The following is a 20120-nucleotide window of genomic DNA, read 5'->3' on the forward strand; positions in this document are numbered from 1 at the left end:
AACCCTTAAAACGTTAAAAGAACGTTAACCGAAAAGTTGCGCAAACACGTCATTCACCTTAGACACGGCAACGACTTCAATCGATTTTGTCTTCATCACGTTCGCATCCGCATTGCGCTTGGAGATGAAAATGCGCTTCATCCCCATTTTGGAAGCTTCTTCAATGCGCTGCTCAATTCTGTTCACGGGACGAATTTCTCCACTCAACCCAACTTCTGCAGCAAAACAGTTATCAGGTTGAATCGGTAGATCCGCGTTCGATGAAAGAATGGCGCAAATAACGCCCAGATCCAATGCTGGGTCGTCCACTTTCAAACCTCCAGTTATATTTAGGAAGACGTCTTTTGAGCCCAGATTGAAGCCACAACGCTTCTCCAACACGGCCAAAAGCATGTTCAATCTGCGCATGTCAAAGCCAGTACAAGATCGTTGAGGCGTTCCGTACACTGCTGAACTGACTAAGGCTTGCGATTCAATAAGCATCGGTCTTATTCCTTCCAGCGTGGCGGATATCGTTACTCCGCTCAATGGTTCATCACGATCTGGAACGAGAATGCGACTTGGGTCAGAAACTGCTTCCAATCCTGCTGATTTCATCTCATAAATACCCAATTCTGGTGTGGAACCAAAACGGTTTTTTACTGCTCTTACGATGCGATACAGGTGATGGCGATCCCCTTCAAACTGAAGCACCGTATCAACCATATGTTCCAAGATTTTTGGCCCCGCAATAGAACCATCTTTGGTGATGTGTCCGACCAGAATTACTGGCGTATCGGATTCTTTCGCGAACCTTAGAAACTCTCCAGTGCACTCTCGAATTTGCGAAACGCTTCCGGGAGTTGATTCAATCAATTCAGAATAAACCGTCTGAATAGAATCTACAATAATGACTTCTGGTTGTAGCTTTTTAATCTGTTTGAAAAGCTTGAAAGTGGAAGTTTCGGTGAGGATGTAGCATTCGGAATTTCGAATCCCGATGCGTTCCGCTCGCATTTTTATCTGTCCTTCGCTTTCCTCGCCAGATATGTAGAGGATCTTCTTTCCGGTCCATTGAAGCGCCAATTGAAGAAGTAACGTGGATTTCCCGATGCCAGGTTCACCACCTATTAGCGTAAGAGAACCAGGAACTAAACCGCCTCCAAGCACACGGTCAAATTCAGAATCAGGTGTTTTATAACGCGTTTCAGGATTGGCCTCAATCTCCGTAATAGAACGGATCTCATACTGTTTTCCGGCACTTCCGAGTTTTGGAGTGTCATTGGAGGATTTTGGAGAAACCACCTCTTCAACGTAGGTGTTCCATTCGCCACAAGAAGTGCATTTCCCTTCCCATTTGGGAGAAGAATGACCACAATTCTGACAGAAAAAATTGGTTTTGACTTTAGCCATGTAGGGCCAAAGATGGGGAATTAGTCGGCTTTACTGAATTCTCGGATAACGTAACTACCACCGCTTCCTTCCTGATCTGTGGTCGCCAAGCGCATCACGTCATTGTCAATCTTGTCAATCGTCCATTTACCGTTTGACACTTGAGAAATCACCTTCGGATTCATCGTTGATGGGGTTATGCCAGAGATTTCAACAACCGCATCAAGAAACTCAGAAGTCGTTTTGTATTGACCGCGACCACCAACTGTTGGTTGTGGTAGTGGACTGTTTGGGTCATAAACAAGAATGGTTAATTCCCCTCCCTCAAAATTCCAAATGTAATAATTTGGGTCGCTGATGTCGTTGATCCAAAACAACTGCCACCTACCTTCGAGTTTGCCAATATTGGTTTTGCTGCATGAATTAAAAGTCATGCTTACAGCGACAAACAATACAACGGAAAAGAAACGAGTAGCTCTCATTGGTCGAAAAAATCAGTTAGTAAATATAGGTACAAGTATCTAAAGTGTCGATTTTTCCGTGCGGCTATTGTATAGCGGCATGAAGATCAATGATGCGACTCCGAACGAAACGATCATAATGGTCTGAGCCACCCAAATAATCCATCCCATGGCGAATCCAGCCTCATATCCGATTCCGTAGAGTGCAAGTGTTTGAGCAACGGCAACTGGGTAAACTCCGATTCCGCCTTGGACGAGCACAATACTGAAACTGGCCATAACGAATGAGGCCAATACAGCCGAAATGGACCCTCCACTTGTTTCAGGTAATGCTAGGAATGGCATGTAATACATGGCCAAATACATAAGCCAAATAAAAATTGTGTGAGCTACGAACGGCCATTTTTTTTCCATTTTGGCGATGGACATTACGCCTTCAAACAAGCCTAGAATAAGAGCACGTATTTTAGAAATGTATGTGTTTTCAGATTTCGAAATGATGCGCCAGCCTATGACGGACGCAACAATGCCGCAAATAGCAAGAACTGCCAATTTGATGACAAGCTCAGAGATTGAGTTGGTCTTCATGAACTCTGCCATCAGATCGCTAAGTGCATCTTGCAACCGGGAAAGTTGTAGGACAACAACCGTTGCCACGATTATTAGCAGCACGATCATATCAGCAACTCGCTCAGCCACAACGGTACCAAACAGTTTCTCGAACGAGACTTTTTCATAACGAGCCACCATGACGCATCGCCAGACTTCTCCGAACCTAGGCAGCACAATATTGGCCACATAACCGATCATGACGCCAAAGAAATTGTTCAAGAATTTGGTCTTATACCCCAACGGCTCCATGGTGTATTTCCATCTGTAGGCTCGACTAAAATGGCTGAGGATTCCAAACGTGACGCTCAATCCAACCCAGAAGTAATTGGCGTTGGCGAAAGAATCAACAATCTGATCTATCTGCTCTTGCGAAAGTTGAGTGAACTGATACCAAATAACGTAAACCCCAATACTGAGAGGCACGATCACCTTAAGAACGTTGACTACCTTCTCCTTCAAAAAATCGAGGTTTATACGAGTCGGTTAGTTGCCGTATCTGGAAAAACCAAGTTCGGTTTGAACGTTTTCGCCTCTTCGAAATCCATCGTTCCATAACTAATTATGATGATGATGTCTCCGACAGCTACACGTCTGGCGGCAGGTCCGTTGAGGCAAATTCCTCCAGCATTCCGTTCACCGGTAATGACATAGGTTTCCAACCGTTCGCCATTGTTGATGTTCACGATCTGCACCTTTTCTCCTTCAATGATATTGGCTGCCTCCATTAAATTGGGGTCAATGGTTATGCTTCCAATGTAATTCAGGTCGGCTTCAGTGACCGTTACCCTATGAATCTTGCTCTTTAATACCTGTATGTGCATGGGCCGCAAAATTAGTTATTTCACTTGCATGTTATCAATGAGTCGAACACCTTCTATCCAAGCGGCAACGCAAGCCTGAATTTGGAGTGAATCGTTCGTGGCCTGAGCTAATGTTACAGGATCTACCAATTCAAGATATTCAAGTTCGAGCCCTTCACTTTCACTAAGCGATTTTCTTGCATCATACAACACTAGATCCAACGCTGAATCTTGTTCTGCAAAGTGAGATCTGATCTCTCTGAGACTCCGACTAATAGCTATCGCTCGCTCTTTTCCAGATTCGGAAAGTCGCACATTGCGCGAGCTCATTGCCAAACCTGACACTTCGCGCGTAGTTGGGCATCCAACGATTTTGGTCGCATAACCCAGTTTGTCTGACATGTATTTAACGATGGCCAATTGCTGGAAATCCTTTTCACCGAAGTAAGCTGAGTCGGGCATTACAATGTCAAAAAGACGTGTGACCACCTGCACCACTCCATTGAAATGCCCTGGTCTATTGGGACCTTCCATCATCAGGTCCAATCCATCCATCTCGTACGTTTTGGTTTCGTTTGTTGGATATATTTCCAACGCATTCGGAAAGAACATCACATCTGCCCCTACTTCGGAAAGTAATTTAAGGTCTGCTTCGAATGTTCGCGGGTAATTATCCAGATCTGAGGTCTCATTGAATTGTGTCGGATTCACAAACACGGATACCACCGTCACGTCATTGTTTTTTCTAGACTCGCGGACCAACGCCATGTGACCCTCGTGTAAAGCCCCCATGGTGGGAACAAACCCAACCGTTTCTCCAGCGACTTTCTTTTGCCGCGAAAAAGTTGACATTTCTGCCGCAGTGGTAATCACCAACGTGGTGGGATTTGACATTATTTGATGGCGCTAAAATGGAAGCTTGCAAATGTCTGAAAAATATCGTATAAGAGGATGCTAGACTTTCTGAAAGCCGCGTCATTACTTGCATTCAGCGCATTTTCTTTGTAAATTTGCACCCTATTTCACCAAAAAATAAAAACATGTCGCAAAAGGAGAGAGTGCTGTTCGTATCCCAAGAAGTTGTACCATATCTACCAGAAAGTCACATAGGAAAAATAGGAAGGCATCTTCCGCAAGGAACCCAAGAGAGGGGTCGGGAAATAAGAACATTCATGCCTCGTTTCGGCTGCATCAACGAACGAAGAAACCAATTGCACGAAGTGATTCGTCTTTCAGGAATGAATCTGATCATTGACGATACGGATCATCCATTGATCATCAAAGTTGCTTCCATTCAGCCTGCTAGAATGCAGGTTTACTTCATAGACAACGAAGAGTATTTTCAGCGAAAATTCTTCATGAATGGTAAAGACGGTAAGTTCTTTACTGATAATGATGAGCGCGCCATCTTTTTCTGTCGTGGTGTAATTGAAACGGTTAAGAAACTTGGATGGGCACCGAACGTTATTCACTGTCATGGTTGGATGACTGCTCTTTTACCATTTCTGATCAAAACTGTCTACAAAGACGACCCATTGTTCGAGAATTCTAAAATCGTTTACTCGGTTTATAATGATGCTTTTGAAGGATCGTTGGATGCTAGAATGGCTGAGAAAGTGAAATTCGACACGCTTACGGATGAAGACGTTACTGCCTTTGCAGATGCTACATATTTGGGTCTGACAAAAGCTGCTATCAAATATGCTGATGCGGTGATTATCGGAAACGAAGAACTTACACCTGAAGCGGCTGCTGCCATTACAGGAGCAGACAAGCCAATGCTTGGTTTCAAGGATGAAGACAATTATCTGGATGCGTATTCTGAGTTCTACACAGAAGTATTGGCAAATGAGTCAGTGCTAGCTGATTAATAGTTGTTTTCACAGTTTGCATAATAATCTTTGAAGCGGAGGGTTATACCCTCCGCTTACTTGTTTTATAGAATCATGGATCTTATCAGAAAGTACTTGCTATTGGGCCTGATGGCCATGGTAATGTTAAACGCGTGCAAGGAACCTGATGGTATTGGTCTTGAAGTGCTACCTGATGGGGAAAAAATGCCCATCGCATGGGACGAGACATTTTCCATTGAGGCTCGGACGGTATACTATGACTCTGTTCAGACATCTGGGTTGCAATCTGGGACTTATTTGATCGGTGATTTTGGCGATCCTATATTTGGGCGTGTAACATCAACGTTCTACGGGCAATTCCAATTACCAACTACGAATCCTGAATTCAGCTCACAGGCTGTGTGCGATTCCATTATTCTGAACCTCGTTTATCTTGGGGCATACGGAAGCATCGACAAATTGAAAGGAACAATGAGATTCGGTGTGTATGAACTTGCGCAGGATCTGTATGACACGCGTGATTCTACCTATTATTCAACCTCTGACATTACATTGGGAACGCAGCTGGCCGATGTAACTTTCCGTCCTGACCTGTACTCTGAAGTTCCAGCTGGTGCAGATACTCTGCCACCATCTCTACGGATTGCGCTAGACCGAGATCTTGGAGACAGAATTCTTCGCTCCACAAATTTGGCTTCTGACGATATTTTCTGGGAAGAATTTGAAGGTCTTTGCGTGAAGTCACTGGCATCAACCATGCCTGATGGTTTTGGTTCTATCTTGTATTTCAATATTGCTTCTACGAATTCTAGACTTGAAATGTACTACCATGATGAGGCTGACACCACGGAGATGATGTTTAATATCGTCAATCCGAATGGTATTCATACTCGTTTTCAACATGAGTTTCCAAGTGAAATTACCACTGCTGTAGCCGACAGTACCGTTGCTGGCGCCAATACGCTCTACATTCAGTCAATGGCGGGTCTTCGGATGAAACTTGACATTCCATACCTGACCGAATTGAATCAATTGGGCGCTGTGGCAATCAACAAGGCAGAGCTTGTAGTTCCGATTGATGAAAGTGTTATTACAGAATTCGGCTATCCTGAAAAGTTGAGCATTACCGGCATCGATTCAAGTGGAAATTCAACCATTCTAACTGATTTCTTCGAAGGAACCGATTACTACGGTGGAGTTTACGATTCCGAGAATAAGGAGTATGTATTCAATATAGCGCGATACGTTCAATATGTGCTCAATCATCCAGAAAAACCTAATTACGGCTTGTATGTGGTCAATTCTGGTAATGCCGTTAACGCTCGCAGAGGGGTTTTCAATGGTCCGAACCATCCCGATAAACCCCTAAAACTAAGAATGACTTACACCATTATAGAATAATGCCATGTGTGGAATTGTTGCTTACATCGGAAAACAGGAAGCGTACCCAATTCTTATAAAAGGCCTTAAACGGCTTGAATATCGTGGTTATGACAGTGCTGGTATCTGTCTGCTGAACACTCAGCTCAATGTCTACAAATGCAAAGGCAAAGTATCTGACCTGGAAAAATTTGCGTCCGGCATGGACATTTCGGGTTCGATCGGAATTGGTCATACCCGTTGGGCCACCCATGGAGAGCCAAATGATGTAAACGCCCATCCTCACTATTCCGGTAATGAGCGATTGGCCATCATTCATAATGGAATCATCGAGAATTATGACTCGTTGAAAAAGGAATTGGCCAAACGCGGACATGTTTTCAAAAGTGATACGGACACGGAAGTGCTCATCCATTTGATAGAAGATGTACAGGCGAATGAAAACCTCCAATTGGCAGAAGCCGTGAGAGTTGCCTTGACGCAAGTTGTCGGAGCTTATGCCATTGCAGTTTTAGATAAGACGGATTCCAATGTGATCATTGGAGCCAAAAAAGGAAGTCCGATGGTAGTGGGAATTGGAGCAGATAAGAAGGAATTCTTCCTTGCTTCTGATGCTACACCGATTATCGAATATACCAAAGAAGTAGTTTATTTAGAAGACGAGCAGATAGTTGAACTACGAGTTGGCCAAGATCCGGTAATACGATCTATCGAAAACGAGGTGTTCACACCATACATCCATGAATTGGAGATGAAGCTGGAAGCGTTGGAAAAAGGCGGATACGAACATTTCATGCTCAAAGAAATATTCGAACAACCGCGCTCAATATCTGACAGTATGCGCGGTAGATATCACGTAAACGCTGGCACTGTCAGTTTGGGTGGGATCATAGACTACGAACAGAAAATGGCCAATGCCAAACGCATCATTATTGTGGCGTGCGGAACATCTTGGCATGCAGGTCTTGTAGGCGAGTATTTGATTGAAGATCTAGCTCGAATTCCTGTTGAAGTGGAATATGCGTCAGAGTTCAGATATAGGAATCCTATCATTACTGAGGAAGATGTTGTCATCGCCATTTCACAATCTGGAGAAACAGCAGATACACTTGCTGCTCTTGAATTGGCTAAATCGAAAGGAGCAACAATCATTGGCGTCTGTAATGTTGTAGGTTCTACAATTTCAAGAGTTACCGATGCGGGTTCTTACACGCACGCTGGTCCTGAAATTGGTGTAGCTTCAACTAAGGCATTCACATCTCAGGTTACTGTTTTGTTGTTAATGGCGTTGAGATTGGCACATAAAAGAGGTTCCATTCCTGAATCGCGATTTCATCGCATTCTTGCAGCTCTTGAAAAAATACCCGCTCAGGTAGAAGAGACCCTTCAATCGGCAGATCTTGTCAAATACATTGCTTGTCAATATAAAGATGCACGCAACTTTTTATACCTCGGAAGAGGCTACAATTTCCCTGTTGCGTTGGAAGGTGCTCTGAAACTCAAAGAGATCTCTTACATCCATGCTGAAGGTTATCCTGCCGCGGAAATGAAGCACGGACCAATTGCACTTATTGATGAGGAAATGCCCGTTGTTGTGATTGCCACTAGCAAAGGTTCTTATGAGAAGGTGATCAGCAACATTCAGGAAGTGAAAGCCCGAAAAGGAAAAATCATTGTTGTAGTTACCAAAGGAGATACATCAGCAGCAGAATTGGCCGATCACGTAATTGAAATACCAGATACGGAGGAGGAATTGGTTCCGATTCTCGCTTCAGTTCCCCTTCAATTATTATCGTATTACATTGCGGTGATGCGCGGATGTAATGTTGATCAACCTCGGAATTTGGCCAAATCGGTTACTGTAGAATAGTCTGAATCAAACAAGGCTTTTAAACACAAGTTTACCGACCAAAACGGTGCATTCCTAAGTTCAGAGGGGTTTAGTGAGACCGGAATTAATCCTATTTCCTCTTCTTCTGAAAGAACAGCCTGAGCAGATCGGCACAATCATCAGCCATTACACCACTCTTCAACTTCGTTTTGGGGTGAAGGAGGTTGCCAACAGTAGAGAAGCCGCGCTTTTCATCGCTGGCACCATAGACAACCGCATCGGCCTGGCTCCAGAACAAGGCTCCGGCACACATCACACAGGGTTCGAGCGTTACATAAACGGTGCAGCCTTTCAGGTATTTGCCACCAATGTAATCGGCCGCTGAGGTAATGGCCTGCATTTCGGCATGGGCCGTCACATCATTCAATGCTTCTGTCAGATTATGAGTTCGGGCAATCACACGTTTGTTGGCCACCACCACCACGCCCACAGGCACTTCGTCCCGTTCAAATGCCTTGTGCGCCTCTTTCAAGGCCTCCTTCATAAAATGCTCGTCAGAAAACACACTTAACTCCATGCGCTAAAGGAAAAGATTTTAGACGTCAGAACACAGCCATCATACGATTGAGTATTGAAACCATCCCGCTCATAGAGATACTTTTTTCGAATTTCCTTTTTTCGAATTTCTTTCTTTTCGAAAGAACGTACCTTCGCGCCCTGAAAATCAAGCACAATGCATCGTTCACATACTTGCGGAGAATTAAGGGCAGAACACATCGGTTCTGAAGTGACATTAAGCGGTTGGGTCCAACGTGGCCGCGACCTTGGCGGAATGACCTTTATCGACCTCCGCGATAGATACGGCATCACGCAATTGGCCTTCAATCTTGACGTGAATAAGGAACTCTGCATGCAAGCACGTTCTCTGGGTCGCGAATTCGTGATCAAGGTAACCGGAAACGTGGCCGAGCGCGAAAGCAAGAACAAGAACATGCTTACAGGCGATGTAGAAATCATCGTCAACAAATTGGAAGTGCTGAACTCAGCCAAAACGCCTCCTTTTACCATCGAAGACAATACAGATGGTGGCGAGGAGATCCGGATGAAATACCGCTACTTAGACCTTCGCAGAGGGAAAATGCGCAAGAACCTGGAGTTGCGTCACCGTCTTTCCATCGAAACACGGAAATACATGGATGAACATGGCTTTCTGGAAGTGGAAACGCCTTACCTCATCAAAAGCACTCCCGAAGGAGCACGCGATTTCGTAGTGCCATCACGCATGAACGCAGGACAATTCTACGCCCTACCGCAAAGCCCACAGACCTTTAAGCAATTGCTGATGGTTTCGGGTTTCGATAAATACTATCAGATCGTTCGTTGCTTCCGCGATGAAGATTTAAGAGCGGACCGTCAGCCAGAATTCACACAGCTAGATTGTGAAATGGCTTTTGTAGAGCAGGAAGACATTCTGAACATGTTCGAAGGCCTGACCCGTCACCTGTTCAAAACCGTAAAAGGGATTGAATTGGAGCAATTTCCACGTATGGAATATGCCGATGCCATGCGCCTTTATGGTTCAGACAAGCCGGATATCCGCTTCGGAATGCAATTCGTAGAACTGAACGAAGTTGCCAAAGGACAAGGTTTCGGAGTATTCGATAATGCTGAGTTGGTGGTTGGCATCAACGTGAAAGGCGGAAACGTTTTCACTAGAAAGCAGATCGATGAACTGACCGAATTCGTGAAACGACCACAGATCGGAGCCACGGGCCTCATCTATTGCCGTCACAACGATGACGGAACCTTGAAGAGTTCTGTCGATAAGTTTTTTGCAGAAGACAAACTAGCCGATTGGAGTTGTGCCCTAAGTTCTGAGGCAGGCGACCTGATGTTCGTGATGGCCGGAATGGAGGAGAAAGTGAGAAAGCAACTCTCAGAGTTACGTCTTCACGTGGCAGCCATGCAAGGCCTGATGGACCCCGCAGTGTTTGCCCCACTGTGGGTGGTCAACTTCCCATTATTGGAATGGGACGAGGAAACCAATCGTTTCCATGCTATGCATCATCCGTTCACCTCGGCCAAACCAGAAGATCTGCATCTGATGGAAAAAGAGCCAGGGAAGGTTCGTGCCAATGCCTACGATATGGTCATCAACGGAACAGAGATAGGTGGAGGGTCCATCCGTATTCACGATAGAGGTCAGCAAAAACACATGTTCGATCTGCTCGGATTCACCGAAGAAGAGGCTAAGAACCAATTCGGATTCCTGATGGATGCCTTCGAATTCGGAGCACCGCCACATGGTGGTCTTGCTTTCGGATTTGACCGCCTTTCGGCCATCTTCGGAGGTCAAAAAGACATTAGAGACTTCATCGCATTCCCCAAAAACAATGCAGGACGAGACGTGATGATCGATTCACCATCGGTGATTTCGGAGGAGCAGTTAAAGGAGTTGGGGATTAGAACCACTGCACTTAAATAACCAAACAAGAAAATGCATGTTGCTTTACCGAGTAGAACACTCAGAAAATAAAAAATGGCAGTAGTAAGTGTAGTTATCAGAACCTACAACGAAGAAAAACATCTTTATGAGTTGCTACGGGCCGTTAGCGATCAGAAATCGCTTCATACTATTGAGATTGTCATGGTCGATTCTGGTTCAACCGATAAGACCTTACAGATTGCCAACTCATTCGGAGTAACCTTGGTCAATATTAAAAAGAGCGACTTTACATTCGGACGCTCCTTAAACTTTGGCTGCAATGCGGCTAAAGGCGATTACCTCATTTTTATTTCTGGTCATTGTATTCCAGAGAATAATCAATGGATTGTCAATTTGGTCAAACCTTTTGAAAATCCTGAGATTGCTATGAGCTATGGTCGTCAGATAGGAACAGATGACACCAAGTTCAGTGAGCATCAGATATTTGCCAAGTATTTTCCAGAATATGACAAGATACCGCAGGAAGGATTTTTTAGCAACAATGCTAACTCCGCTATTCGAAAATCGCTTTGGAAGGAATTACCTTTCGATGAAGAATTGACTGGACTTGAAGACATGTATTGGTCTAAAGAAATGTGCAATCGAGGTTTTAAGATTGCATATAGTTCGAAGGCTGCTGTTTATCACATCCACGAAGAAAGTTGGAGGCAGGTAAGGATCAGGTATGAGCGAGAAGCAATTGCTCTCCAGGCAATCATGCCAGAGATTCACCTTTCCATTTGGGACTTTATGAGATACGTGACGGCTGGCGTTTTTTCAGATGTTTCCAAGGCTTTGGAACAGAAGAAGTTACTTGGAAACTTTTTCAGCATCGTGGCTTTCCGTACCTGTCAATTCTACGGTTCGTATCGTGGAAATCATGAACATCGCAAACTGTCAAAGCATAGAAAAGAGACTTACTTCTATCCAACCAAATGAAAGGATTGAACATAACGGCTCTCGGACAAACGGGATACCTGATGGAATACGCGAATACGCGAATTCTAATTGACCCGTATTTGTCTGAATACGTTGCAGACAAGTATGGCGTTCATTTGAAACGAATGAGCCCCTCAGCTATTTCCCCCGCTGAACTGATGGATATTGACATCATTCTCATTACCCATGCGCACGAAGATCATTGTGACCCACTGACGCTCAATGCACTCATTCTGAACAATCCATCTGCGCGGATTTTCGGAAGCTACAACTGCCTTGATATACTGAAGGAAAACGATATTGATACGACTTCCTTCCATGTTTCGGACGATGCTTCAGGTGTAAAAACAGGAGATACAGACATCAGTATCGTAGCTCTGCCATCTGCCCACACCAAGCTTGAGTATAATGAACATGGGAATTCCAAGTTTTTAGGTTACCTGATCAGATTCGGTGACATTGTTCTCTATCATGCTGGAGACACTATACCACACGAAATAATAACGGAAAGGCTGTCAACCAAAACAATCGATTGGGCATTTCTTCCAATCAATGAGCAAAATCACTTCAGAGATAGAGAAGGAATTATTGGCAACATGTCGCCAAAAGAGGCATTGCTTTGGGCCAAAGAACTTCGGGTTAAAAACCTTATCCCAACTCATTGGGATACTTTTGAACCGAATTCAACCGATCCAGACGAGTTGAATCTACTTTATGAGAAAGGACAATATGATTTCAACCTGAAATGGTTGGAGATAGATAAATCAATTTCAATCAATTTATTATGACGTATAAAACAGTTGCGTTGTTGCCAATGAAGGCAAACAGTGAGCGCGTAGTAGGAAAAAATTTCAAAAATTTTGCTGGAAAACCATTGTTCAAATGGGTGTTGGAAGCGCTTTTGGCGGTTGACGAAATCGAAAAAGTAATCATCAATACAGACGCGCGGCACATCTTAGCTGACAACGGCCTTGTTGAAACTGATCGCATTATTATCCGCGACCGACCAATTGAAATTCAAGGCGATTTTGTTTCCATGAACAGGGTTATTGAAGACGACATCAAAAACGTTGCGTCCGAATCTTACCTCATGACGCATACAACCAACCCAAATATCTCTGCAAACACCTTTGCAAAGGCAATAGAAGAGTACCAAAAAGGATTGGCAGCAGGATTCGATAGTCTATTCTCTGTAACGAAACAACAGACCCGCTTTTATCGCGAGGATGGAAGTGCAGTGAATCACGACCCAAATGTGCTTCTCAGAACACAGGATCTAGAAGCTTGGTTTGAGGAAAATTCTTGCTTGTACGTATTCTCAAACAAAGCTTTCGAACAAACAAATGCACGTATAGGTAAGAAACCAATGTTGTTTGAAACACCACGCTTCGAGTCTATCGACATTGATGATGCTCAAAGTTGGAAACTAGCAGAATTGGTTAAAAAATCACTTTTAAACGGTTAAGAAAATGAAAGTTCTTGTCACATGTCCCCCCATGTTGGGAATGATAGACGAATTCAGAGATCAATTTGCAGAAAAAGGCATTGAGTTGATTGCTCCGAATGTAGTGCAAACACTTTCTGAAGAACAACTGATGGAAATACTTCCTGGTGTTGACGGTTGGATAATCGGTGACGACCCCGCTACCGAAAGAGTGTTTGAAGCTGGCAAAAAAGGAAACCTTAAGGCTGCGGTAAAATGGGGAGTTGGCGTTGACAATGTCGATTTCAAAGCCTGCGAAAAACTCGGCATTCCAATCATAAACACTCCAAACATGTTCGGAGCAGAAGTGGCTGATATTGCCGTTTCTTATGTAATTGGTCTTGCGCGCGAAACTTATGCCATAGACAGGGGTGTACGGAATAACCAATGGCCAAAGCCTGCTGGCATATCATTGACAGGGAAACACGTTGCATTGGTAGGATTCGGAGATATTGGGAAAGCTGTTGCAAAGCGTCTTCACGCCTTCGATATGTTCGTCCATGTTTATGATCCACTTGCCGAAAAACGATCAGAGGACCTCGTGCGTTACGGTTTTGACACATGGCCAAACGGACTTGGTGCCTGTGATTTTGTGGTTACTACTTGTGCCCTTAACCAACACACCAAGCACATGATTAATCAGGAAACTCTTTCTCTGATGAAAAATGATGTGAGAATTGTGAATGTATCAAGAGGCCCAATCATTGACGAGAATGCGCTGATTAATGCAATTGAAAGCGGGAAAGTTCACTCTGTAGGATTGGATGTGTTTGAAGTTGAGCCTTTACCGCAAGATTCAAAACTACGAACGTATGATAAAGCCATTTTTGGAACTCACAATGGTTCGAACACCAAAGATGCCGTAATGAGAGCAAGCCATAAAGCTATCTCGCTACTATTTGGATTCCTCAAGGTTTAAATTATGGAGAAAAAAGTAGTTCTTATCACTGGAGCCTCTGGTGGAATCGGAAGCTCAATTGCCAAAATCTATAAAGAAAATGGTTTTTATGTTGTGGGTGTAAGTCGCTCAGAACCAAATCACCAGTACGTTGATAAAAACTACGCTATTGACCTCGACCGCTTAGTAGAAGACGCCACCTATTTTGAGGCCTGGGCAAAAACCTATTCCAAAGAGATTGGTAGGCTAGATGTTCTCATAAATAATTCGGCAGCACAGATATTAGCACCTATTGATGAGTTGACACACGAAGCTTGGCGCAAAACGCTGAATGTTAACCTTAGCGCTCCTTTTGTTCTTTCTAAGTTTTTCGTTCCTATGCTGGAGCTGAATGGTGGTTGCATCATCAATATAGGGAGTATTCATGCAAAGCAAACCAAACCACGATTTGTTGCTTATGCCACAAGCAAGGCTGGCTTGGTGGGTCTTACTCAAGCCCTATCAATCGATTTAAAAGATCGGGTTCGAGTAAATTGTATTAGCCCAGCAGCTGTAGAAACCGAAATGTTGAAAGAGGGTTTTAAAGATGATGAAGCTGGTTACAACCTGCTAAAAAGCTACCATCCGATAAACCGAATTGGCCAACCAGAAGAAATTGCAGAACTATGCCTGTTCCTTTCCTCTGATAAATGCAAATTCCTGACCGGTGCAAACCTTGAAGTGGATGGAGGCATCAGTAAACGGTTGCATGATCCATCATAATTAGCGCAATCTTGGAGTAGATGAAAAATCTCTTTAAACGTGCTTGGGAATCTCCTACGATAACTACTTGGTTTAGTTATTTCGCGAAATCCGGAAGCCTACTCTTCGTTTTGCCTTTGGTGCTTACCCAGTTCCAGACGGAAGAGGTTGCCGTCTGGTATTTATTTGCCAGCATTATATCAATGGGTGGTTTAGCTGATTTCGGTTTCAGTTCAACGTTCATTAGGTTAATCGCCATGGCGTTGGGGGGAGCAAGAGATGTTCTGGTTATAAAAAAGCATGCAAATCCTCAAAGTAATACTGGCGCTGAGAATTGGGAGTTGGTCAGTAAGCTTTTCAGTACTATGAAGGTCATTTATATAGCTGTCGCCTCTACAGCGTTCATCTGTTTGGCCATTTTTGGCACACTGGCGCTTAAACGCCCAATCTCTCAGGTCAATGATCAACAATTTGCTTGGTTAGCATGGGGAATATTGATTGCCGCAACAACAGTTGATTTCTATGGGAAAATCTACTCAAACTACTTAGAGGGGCTTTTTAAAATCGCGTTGGTCAGAAGGGTTGAAACGGTTTTTAAAGTGTTGAACATATTGAGCAATATTGGTGTTCTTTTGTATTCACCATCTCTACTAAATCTTGTTGCAGTAAACTCCTTTTGGATAGTAACAAACACCGTCAGAAACCGAATGCTCGCTGTCAGGGTTTATGATGGTAAACTATCCAAATTCGCAAATCATCCTTTTGAATTGTCATTTTTTAAAAAAGTTTGGAAACCGGCCTGGAGAGGTGGTATTTCAGGTTTAATGTCAAATGGTTTGACAAATTTGACAGGTGTATTATACGCTCAAATGGCAAGCTCTGAAATGCTTGCATCTTACTTGCTAGCACTTAGGATTATTACGGAAGTCAAACGCGTGTCAAACGCCCCTTTCTACAGCAAGATTCCATTCTTGGTCAGGACAAGAGCAAAGGGACAAATAGACAAGTTGATTACTGATGCGCAGAAAGGGATGCTGTTATCCTATTTGGTGTTTGTTCTATTTGTTATTTTGTTGGCATTTCTCGGACGTCCATTGCTTACGATTCTTAACAGCAATGTTGAATTTGCAGACCCGCTCCTTTGGTTCCTATTATCAATCGCCTTTCTTGCTCACAGATACGGTGCTATGCACATGCAATTATATTTGACCACAAATCACGTTATATCGCATATAGCTGATGGGATATCTGGTTTCATATTTATTGTAAGTTCAAGTCTTCTTTTGAACTGGGTTGGTGTTTATGCCTTTCCTTTGGGAATGTTAACTGGATATTTAGGGTTTTATTCATGGATGGCGGCTAAATACTCTCTTGAATCCATGAATATTGGTTTTTGGGAGTTTGAGAAAAAAGCACTTGCTCCGCCTTTGCTTTTAATGACTATTTACGTACTAATATTCTTATACATTTGCGCATGAAATTGATTGGAATTATCGGGTGCGGGGCTGTTACAGAGAGTTTCTATCTTAAGGTCTTTCCCAATTTCGCTGGGTTTAAGCTTGCTTACCTTGCAGACATGAACGTTGAACAAGCTAACAGGCTTGCCAGCATTGTGGGAGCCACAGTACTTGACACGGACTCTTTAATTCAGAAATCTGACATCGTAATAGTCTGTACGCCACCCTCCTCGCATTTTGTACTGGCTAAGCAAGCTTTAGATGCTGGTAAAACCGTAATATGTGAAAAACCTTTCGTACCAAGCGCAACACTTGCAAGCGAGCTGATACTGAAATCAAAAGAAAAGAACAGTAAATTATATGTTGCTCATTTTCGGAGAGCCTTCCCTTCCGTACTTTTGGCTAAGAGCCTGATTAAATCAGTGGGATACGGAAGATTGAAGCATATTAATGTGTCAGAAGGTGGGCGGTTTACATGGAAAGCCAAGTCGGACTATTTTGCAACTGATTCATTGGGAGGAGTTATTCTTGATACTGGCTCTCATACAATAGACATGGCTTTGTTCATGGCTGGATTGGATGATGTGAGTAATTTAGGAGTTCAGGTCCTCTCAATAAAAAAAGACAAGGAAGAACCAGCTCATGAAGTGAGTGCAGAACTTGCCTTGAAATTGCTAGATCAAGCAGAATCTATTGATGTAAGTTTACATCTATCCCGTTATCAAATCTTGGCAAATCAAATTGTTTACACTTTTGAAAAAGGAAAGATTATTGTTCCAATCGCACCTGGCAATTTTGTTAAACTGGATAACGGCCATAAGACCATTGTCAGATCGTTAGGAAATACACATTCAGCAATTGAAGGCTTCTTTAAACAATACCAACAAATACTTTATCAGGTGAATGACCACCATTTTGATGCCGCTAAATTTTACAATCTCACCAACGTATTAGAACAACTAAGTAACATAGAAGGGCAACAATGAAGATAGCGGTAATAGGAGCTGCAGGGTTTGTAGGGCAGGTGCTGATTTCTGATTTGAACCAGATGGGTATTGTTCCCACCACCATTACCAGAGGCAACGGTCTGTTCATGTTGAACGGAAAATCTATTAACAATATACTTTTTCATCAGGTAAGCAATCAAACCGAAAAGTTCGATGTGGTCATTAATTTGGCTTTCCCAACTGGAGACAAGTCATATCAGATTAAGCAACTCAATGATGGGCTAATAGAGGTGATAAAGAAATTATCACACGAATCTACAAAAGTCATTCACACATCTACGCTGGCTGTATTTGGTTTCGATCTGAGTCATCCGATAAGGGCTGAGGTTATAGAATCCCGAAGGGATTACCAATATGTCGAAAGCAAAATTTATTTTGAAAACGCGTTGCGAAAGCAGTTCAGTAGGAATGAAGTTCACATAGTGAGACTGGGCAACGTTTGGGGGCCTAGTTCTAAGAACTGGACGGTGCCGTTGTTGAATAACATATTATATGGGCTACCAACCGCTGTATATCAGAAAGATGGATTCTCGAATACGACTGATGTGGCAAATGTTTCTAGCTACTTGCGATTTTTGGCATCTGAAAATAATTTGGGGAGTCACACTCATTTTCATCACTTAGCTGAATTTAGTAATGTCAAATGGTCACATTGGCTTAGAAAGTTCAGCGATTTGGTTGACATGCCGGTCGAGTATCTATATAACCCACCTAGTATTTCCGAGAATAAATCGGTTTACCAAGATGTGGTAACCCAGATTAAAAGCAATTCTCCCAAACGCATGTTTAAAGATCTGTATAAAAGCAGAATGGCAGGTTCGGTTATGAGGTCGTTGGTATCAAGACTTCCAACCAACATCATATTGAAAATGGAGAAAGAAAATGTTTTTTCACCACGAAAGGATGATGTTGCGGGAATGGAAGTATTCTTTGAGATTATGGGTTCTGACATTCGTTTTGAAAGTTCCACCGTTGAAGGTTGGAAGCCTGAAGTTAATCAAGAGCAATCTTGGAATGTAGTCAAAGATTGGGTTGAAGACATTAAGGTTCTCTATTAAATTATCTCATGTTAGATAAGATTTCACGAAAGAGAAGGTCATTGTCAAATCCTAGGTATTGGTGGTCGTACAATGTATTTCCACTTACGCCCAACGATCAAACCCTAAAGGGTCTGGAAAATAAACATGCAGGCAAACGGTGTTTCATAATTGGAAATGGCCCGAGTTTAAATAAGCTAGACCTCAAGCGTCTTCAGAACGAGTACACATTTGGGACAAATGCAATTTATCTTAACCATGATAAAATGGGCTTCTACCCAACATACTATGCTGTTGAAGATCACTTTGTGGCTGAGGACCGTGCCGATGAAATAAACAAATACAAGGAAAGCTTGAAATTCTTTCCCAATTATGTAAAGCATTGCATTACTCCAGATGAGAAGACGCTATTCGTTAACTTCTTAGTGACTTATCCGAAAAATGACACCCCTCCCAGTTTTTCCACAAATGCGGCAGTTACCACTTATTTTGGTGGTACCGTCTCGTACCTATGTATGCAGCTAGCTTATTTTATGGGGTTTACGGAGGTTTACCTTATTGGATTTGACCATTCCTATGTTATTCCTGAATCTGCAAAAATCGAAGGTGCGAACATAACCTCTACAGAAGACGACCCTAATCATTTTGTACCAGGGTATTTTGGTAAGGGTTTGCGTTGGCACGATCCTAAAACCGACCGAATGGAGCAATCTTATAGAGGAGCAAAAAAAGCATTTGAGAAAGCGGGGAGAAAAATCCAAAACGCCACCTCTGGGGGTATGTTAGAGGTTTTTGAAAGAGTCGATTACAATAACCTGTTCAATTCGTCTCAGCCACTTACTAAAGTAGTGAAGTAAGATTCTTAGATGACAACGAAAAGAAAAGTTGGCGTTTTTATTAATAGGCTCAGGATTTTCCTAACAGGTGCTAACCTGGATAGAAGACTCTTTTTTGTAACAGGCAGAAGCAAATGTGGTACAACTTGGCTTGGAAGAATGCTTAGTTCGCACATTCTAATCCATTGTGACATCAACGAGAACAACCTGACTCATCAGGATAAGAAGGTGACTTTCTTTAATGATGATGAATTCTTTCTCCATTCTCAAGCACAGACGTTTTATCATGAAAGGGAAAATAACCTTATCAAGTCAGCAGCTCAGAAGAAACTCATTTATGACTGTCCTAAACCCACTGCTATCACATTTGGAGATAAGACTCCGCGACAACACATTCCAACTTTAACAAAGATTTTCCCGAAGGCACCTATCATCTTCATGGTAAGAGACCCACGGGATATGATTGTGTCATTGGCGTTTCATAACAAAAAGCTTTCTCCAAATGAGGTCGGTGAATTTTCTGAATACGAAACTGACAAAGTAGATTTCCGCTTTGTACAAAACCACATACTGAACTACAAGACCCATGATGACCTTATGACAGCCATACGCGCAAAGGAGACGGGTTGTAACGTGCTGGTAATTCGTTACGAAGACCTTAAGACCAATTGCGAAAAAACCTTAGCAAATTGCTTCAAACATTTAGGAGTTAGGAGCCCCACATTTTACACCAGGTATATTGTTAAGAAAAACTCTTTTAAATCCTACACCAAGGGGCGGAGTGCCGGTCAACAGGATGAAAAGAGCTTTTACAGGAAAGGAATAATTGGTGATTGGAAAAACCACCTTACAGCAGAGAGCAGAGCCTTCATTGAAAATGAGTTAGGCGAGGAAATGAGACAAATGGGTTACTTATAAGAAATCTATTC

General features: G+C 42.9%; 20 protein-coding genes. 14 read left to right on the top strand and 6 right to left on the bottom strand.

Annotation, left to right across the window (positions count from 1 at the left end):
- Positions 1-24: 24 nt before the first annotated feature.
- From radA to panC, 5 genes are read right to left on the bottom strand one after another with little or no spacing between them, the layout of a single operon-like run.
- On the bottom strand, positions 25-1392 hold the full coding sequence (gene radA / locus K9J17_00345) for a DNA repair protein RadA (GenBank protein ID MCF8275153.1): 1368 nt from the start codon (positions 1390-1392) through the stop codon (positions 25-27).
- A 20-nt stretch (positions 1393-1412) separates the two neighbouring features.
- Positions 1413-1853, bottom strand: a complete 441-nt coding sequence (locus tag K9J17_00350; protein ID MCF8275154.1) for a hypothetical protein — start codon at positions 1851-1853, stop codon at positions 1413-1415.
- A 39-nt stretch (positions 1854-1892) separates the two neighbouring features.
- Positions 1893-2903, bottom strand: coding sequence for a flippase-like domain-containing protein (locus tag K9J17_00355; GenBank protein MCF8275155.1), 1011 nt, complete (start codon positions 2901-2903; stop codon positions 1893-1895).
- A gap of 11 nt (positions 2904-2914) precedes the next feature.
- Positions 2915-3265 (bottom strand): aspartate 1-decarboxylase, encoded by a 351-nt coding sequence (locus tag K9J17_00360; protein ID MCF8275156.1) that lies wholly within the window; start codon positions 3263-3265, stop codon positions 2915-2917.
- A gap of 15 nt (positions 3266-3280) precedes the next feature.
- Positions 3281-4138 carry a pantoate--beta-alanine ligase gene (gene panC, locus K9J17_00365; protein MCF8275157.1) on the bottom strand — a complete coding sequence of 286 codons (858 nt, stop codon included), beginning with the start codon at positions 4136-4138 and terminating at the stop codon, positions 3281-3283.
- A 146-nt stretch (positions 4139-4284) separates the two neighbouring features.
- Between panC and K9J17_00370 the strand changes: the two genes are divergently transcribed.
- The 3 genes from K9J17_00370 to glmS all read left to right on the top strand — a co-directional run bounded on the left by K9J17_00370 (position 4285) and on the right by glmS (position 8347).
- Positions 4285-5115 carry a glycogen/starch synthase gene (locus tag K9J17_00370; GenBank protein ID MCF8275158.1) on the top strand — a complete coding sequence of 277 codons (831 nt, stop codon included), beginning with the start codon at positions 4285-4287 and terminating at the stop codon, positions 5113-5115.
- Between the two features lie 75 nt (positions 5116-5190).
- A complete protein-coding gene (locus tag K9J17_00375) occupies positions 5191-6498 on the top strand; it encodes a DUF4270 domain-containing protein (GenBank protein ID MCF8275159.1) in 1308 nt (435 codons plus the stop codon).
- Between the two features lie 4 nt (positions 6499-6502).
- Entirely contained in the window at positions 6503-8347 is a 1845-nt protein-coding gene (glmS, locus tag K9J17_00380; protein MCF8275160.1) for a glutamine--fructose-6-phosphate transaminase (isomerizing), read from the top strand.
- 91 nt (positions 8348-8438) lie between these two features.
- On the opposite strand, the gene K9J17_00385 is transcribed toward glmS, so the two are convergent.
- A complete protein-coding gene (locus K9J17_00385) occupies positions 8439-8885 on the bottom strand; it encodes a nucleoside deaminase (protein ID MCF8275161.1) in 447 nt (148 codons plus the stop codon).
- Between the two features lie 156 nt (positions 8886-9041).
- Here K9J17_00385 and aspS point away from each other — a divergent pair, with 156 nt between their 5' ends.
- From aspS to K9J17_00440, 11 genes are read left to right on the top strand one after another with little or no spacing between them, the layout of a single operon-like run.
- A complete protein-coding gene (gene aspS / locus K9J17_00390; GenBank protein ID MCF8275162.1) occupies positions 9042-10793 on the top strand; it encodes an aspartate--tRNA ligase in 1752 nt (583 codons plus the stop codon).
- A gap of 54 nt (positions 10794-10847) precedes the next feature.
- On the top strand, positions 10848-11732 hold the full coding sequence (locus tag K9J17_00395) for a glycosyltransferase (GenBank protein ID MCF8275163.1): 885 nt from the start codon (positions 10848-10850) through the stop codon (positions 11730-11732).
- The gene (locus K9J17_00400; protein MCF8275164.1) at positions 11729-12520 is read left to right on the top strand and encodes an MBL fold metallo-hydrolase; all 792 of its coding nucleotides are present in this window, start codon (positions 11729-11731) and stop codon (positions 12518-12520) included. Before K9J17_00395 ends, K9J17_00400 begins: the two co-directional genes overlap by 4 nt.
- A complete protein-coding gene (locus K9J17_00405) occupies positions 12517-13197 on the top strand; it encodes an acylneuraminate cytidylyltransferase family protein (GenBank protein MCF8275165.1) in 681 nt (226 codons plus the stop codon). Before K9J17_00400 ends, K9J17_00405 begins: the two co-directional genes overlap by 4 nt.
- Before the next feature lie 4 nt (positions 13198-13201).
- Positions 13202-14134: a phosphoglycerate dehydrogenase gene (locus K9J17_00410; protein MCF8275166.1), complete on the top strand. Its 933-nt coding sequence runs from the start codon at positions 13202-13204 to the stop codon at positions 14132-14134.
- Positions 14135-14137: 3 nt separating this feature from the next.
- A complete protein-coding gene (locus K9J17_00415; protein ID MCF8275167.1) occupies positions 14138-14875 on the top strand; it encodes an SDR family oxidoreductase in 738 nt (245 codons plus the stop codon).
- A gap of 20 nt (positions 14876-14895) precedes the next feature.
- Positions 14896-16332: a hypothetical protein gene (locus K9J17_00420; protein MCF8275168.1), complete on the top strand. Its 1437-nt coding sequence runs from the start codon at positions 14896-14898 to the stop codon at positions 16330-16332.
- A complete protein-coding gene (locus K9J17_00425) occupies positions 16329-17297 on the top strand; it encodes a Gfo/Idh/MocA family oxidoreductase (protein ID MCF8275169.1) in 969 nt (322 codons plus the stop codon). The genes K9J17_00420 and K9J17_00425 overlap by 4 nt, the downstream gene beginning before the upstream one ends.
- Positions 17294-18376, top strand: coding sequence for an NAD(P)-dependent oxidoreductase (locus tag K9J17_00430; GenBank protein MCF8275170.1), 1083 nt, complete (start codon positions 17294-17296; stop codon positions 18374-18376). The genes K9J17_00425 and K9J17_00430 overlap by 4 nt, the downstream gene beginning before the upstream one ends.
- 8 nt (positions 18377-18384) lie before the next feature.
- Positions 18385-19212, top strand: coding sequence for a DUF115 domain-containing protein (locus tag K9J17_00435; protein ID MCF8275171.1), 828 nt, complete (start codon positions 18385-18387; stop codon positions 19210-19212).
- A gap of 9 nt (positions 19213-19221) precedes the next feature.
- Positions 19222-20109, top strand: coding sequence for a sulfotransferase domain-containing protein (locus tag K9J17_00440; protein MCF8275172.1), 888 nt, complete (start codon positions 19222-19224; stop codon positions 20107-20109).
- Positions 20110-20120 lie beyond the last annotated feature (11 nt).

Source organism: Flavobacteriales bacterium, assembly GCA_021739695.1.
Classification (GTDB): Bacteria; Bacteroidota; Bacteroidia; order UBA10329; family UBA10329; genus UBA10329.

Excerpts from the sequence above, each read along its gene's own strand:
- K9J17_00370 (MCF8275158.1), top strand. The coding sequence starts at position 4,285 with ATGTCGCAAAAGGAGAGAGTGCTGTTCGTATCCCAAGAAGTTGTACCA.
- glmS (MCF8275160.1), top strand. The coding sequence starts at position 6,503 with ATGTGTGGAATTGTTGCTTACATCGGAAAACAGGAAGCGTACCCAATT.
- K9J17_00410 (MCF8275166.1), top strand. The coding sequence starts at position 13,202 with ATGAAAGTTCTTGTCACATGTCCCCCCATGTTGGGAATGATAGACGAA.
- K9J17_00440 (MCF8275172.1), top strand. The coding sequence starts at position 19,222 with ATGACAACGAAAAGAAAAGTTGGCGTTTTTATTAATAGGCTCAGGATT.
- K9J17_00360 (MCF8275156.1), bottom strand. The coding sequence starts at position 3,265 with ATGCACATACAGGTATTAAAGAGCAAGATTCATAGGGTAACGGTCACT.
- K9J17_00430 (MCF8275170.1), top strand. The coding sequence starts at position 17,294 with ATGAAGATAGCGGTAATAGGAGCTGCAGGGTTTGTAGGGCAGGTGCTG.
- aspS (MCF8275162.1), top strand. The coding sequence starts at position 9,042 with ATGCATCGTTCACATACTTGCGGAGAATTAAGGGCAGAACACATCGGT.
- K9J17_00375 (MCF8275159.1), top strand. The coding sequence starts at position 5,191 with ATGGATCTTATCAGAAAGTACTTGCTATTGGGCCTGATGGCCATGGTA.
- panC (MCF8275157.1), bottom strand. The coding sequence starts at position 4,138 with ATGTCAAATCCCACCACGTTGGTGATTACCACTGCGGCAGAAATGTCA.
- K9J17_00400 (MCF8275164.1), top strand. The coding sequence starts at position 11,729 with ATGAAAGGATTGAACATAACGGCTCTCGGACAAACGGGATACCTGATG.
- K9J17_00415 (MCF8275167.1), top strand. The coding sequence starts at position 14,138 with ATGGAGAAAAAAGTAGTTCTTATCACTGGAGCCTCTGGTGGAATCGGA.
- K9J17_00420 (MCF8275168.1), top strand. The coding sequence starts at position 14,896 with ATGAAAAATCTCTTTAAACGTGCTTGGGAATCTCCTACGATAACTACT.
- radA (MCF8275153.1), bottom strand. The coding sequence starts at position 1,392 with ATGGCTAAAGTCAAAACCAATTTTTTCTGTCAGAATTGTGGTCATTCT.
- K9J17_00350 (MCF8275154.1), bottom strand. The coding sequence starts at position 1,853 with ATGAGAGCTACTCGTTTCTTTTCCGTTGTATTGTTTGTCGCTGTAAGC.
- K9J17_00425 (MCF8275169.1), top strand. The coding sequence starts at position 16,329 with ATGAAATTGATTGGAATTATCGGGTGCGGGGCTGTTACAGAGAGTTTC.
- K9J17_00385 (MCF8275161.1), bottom strand. The coding sequence starts at position 8,885 with ATGGAGTTAAGTGTGTTTTCTGACGAGCATTTTATGAAGGAGGCCTTG.
- K9J17_00395 (MCF8275163.1), top strand. The coding sequence starts at position 10,848 with ATGGCAGTAGTAAGTGTAGTTATCAGAACCTACAACGAAGAAAAACAT.
- K9J17_00435 (MCF8275171.1), top strand. The coding sequence starts at position 18,385 with ATGTTAGATAAGATTTCACGAAAGAGAAGGTCATTGTCAAATCCTAGG.
- K9J17_00405 (MCF8275165.1), top strand. The coding sequence starts at position 12,517 with ATGACGTATAAAACAGTTGCGTTGTTGCCAATGAAGGCAAACAGTGAG.